The sequence below is a fragment of the Oleiphilus sp. HI0043 genome, from assembly GCF_001634935.1.
This window is the reverse complement of record NZ_LWEY01000072.1, coordinates 1-1,287: the sequence shown is the minus strand read 5'-3', so window position 1 is coordinate 1,287 and position 1,287 is coordinate 1. Positions and strand designations below refer to the sequence as shown.

Sequence of the window (1,287 nt, the reverse complement as noted above, 5' to 3'; positions counted from 1 at the left end):
AGTCGAGGTGAGTCTAAATAAAATTCCCCGCTATCCTGCTGGTAGCGGAGGGTACCGGCGATTTTACCTCTGCCACCACCTTTAAAGCCGCCTGGTGCGATGACATCAACATGCATAAAAAAGCCAACTTCATTACTGACGTTGATTAACTCCACTTTTGGCTCGGACAAGCGAACAGTAAAGAAGTACTGTTTCTTTTCTAAGGGCATCATCGCCTCAATCTTTTCTTGCAAGCTTCGTTCTGTCAGCTCAATGGTGTAGGTAAATCCTGAGGACATCTGGGAGAATGAAAACATAAGTAAGAATACAAAAATACGGGTCATAGTGAATGTGAGTTTACCTTAAGTACAGCAAATCATGCGAGCCTAAAAGAATCTGTAGCGATTCACTACAAACATTAGCTTTAAGCGTAGCAATCCGCTACAATCCAGATATCAACCTCAGTTTGGAGATTCTTTGATGGCTAAATCCAATTCCCCTATCCGTTTAGAAAGTGAACTTATGAAACAAGCCAAGTTAAGTGGTGAACTTAACAAGCGCTCAGTGGCTGAACAGATAGAATATTGGGCAGAAATAGGCCGCGGGGTTTCTGGTGTCGTAGACCCTGAAACACTCATTAAAGTAAACAGTGGTCTTGCAAAAATCAATGTAGAAGAAACGCATAATGTCGACATTGATGCTGACGATATATTCAGCAACCTGGAACAACAACGCGACTCAGGTTCTTTGATGAGAAACATCACCACTACCAATTATGCCTTTCAGGCCTCAAGTACTGATAAGGGCATGCTTGAAAGAATCGACCAACAAGGTAATGTCACCACCGGCTATTTTGAAAATGGCGTATTTATAGAATCTAGAGTATAAATTGAATAAAGAATCAAAACAGCTGTGGCTGCTCGCCGGAGGAAATGGCGCAGGAAAATCTACCTTTTATAGAACGCAGCTACAACCTCGTGATCTACCCTTCGTTAACGCCGATAATATCGCTCGCCAAGTATTCCCCGATGCGCCTGAAGCGCATAGCTATCAAGCCGCAGCCATCGCTGAGCGGCTCAGGAATGAGCTCTTGGAAGAAGGACGTAGTTTCTGTTTTGAAACCGTTTTCTCTCATCCCTCCAAAATCGACTTTGTAGGAAAAGCCAAAGCTCACGGTTACGAAGTAATTATCGTCTTCGTTCATCTTTCAACCCCCGAACTTAACAAAGCACGAATACAGCAAAGGATTGAAGAAGGCGGTCACGCAGTACCAGAAGATAAAGTCGTCAGCCGTATACCTCGCACCAT

2 protein-coding genes and 1 pseudogene are annotated in these 1,287 nt (G+C 43.7%); 2 read left to right on the top strand and 1 reads right to left on the bottom strand.

Going from position 1 to position 1,287, the window contains the following annotated elements; all coding sequences use genetic code 11:
• A pseudogene (locus A3729_RS01655) lies at positions 1 to 323 on the bottom strand (DUF1439 domain-containing protein); the annotation flags it as partial.
• A gap of 136 nt (positions 324 to 459) precedes the next feature.
• On the opposite strand from A3729_RS01655, the gene A3729_RS01650 reads away from it, so the two are divergent.
• Together A3729_RS01650 and A3729_RS01645 are read left to right on the top strand one after the other, a co-directional pair.
• Positions 460 to 867: a hypothetical protein gene (locus A3729_RS01650; protein WP_068511328.1), complete on the top strand. Its 408-nt coding sequence runs from the start codon at positions 460 to 462 to the stop codon at positions 865 to 867.
• A gap of 1 nt (position 868) precedes the next feature.
• The coding region (locus tag A3729_RS01645; RefSeq protein ID WP_068633016.1) for an AAA family ATPase at positions 869 to 1,287 on the top strand (419 nt) is incomplete at its 3' end.

What these genes read in the sequence shown, in the direction of transcription:
- A3729_RS01650 (WP_068511328.1), top strand. Translation starts at nt 460, where the DNA reads ATGGCTAAATCCAATTCCCCTATCCGTTTAGAAAGTGAACTTATGAAA.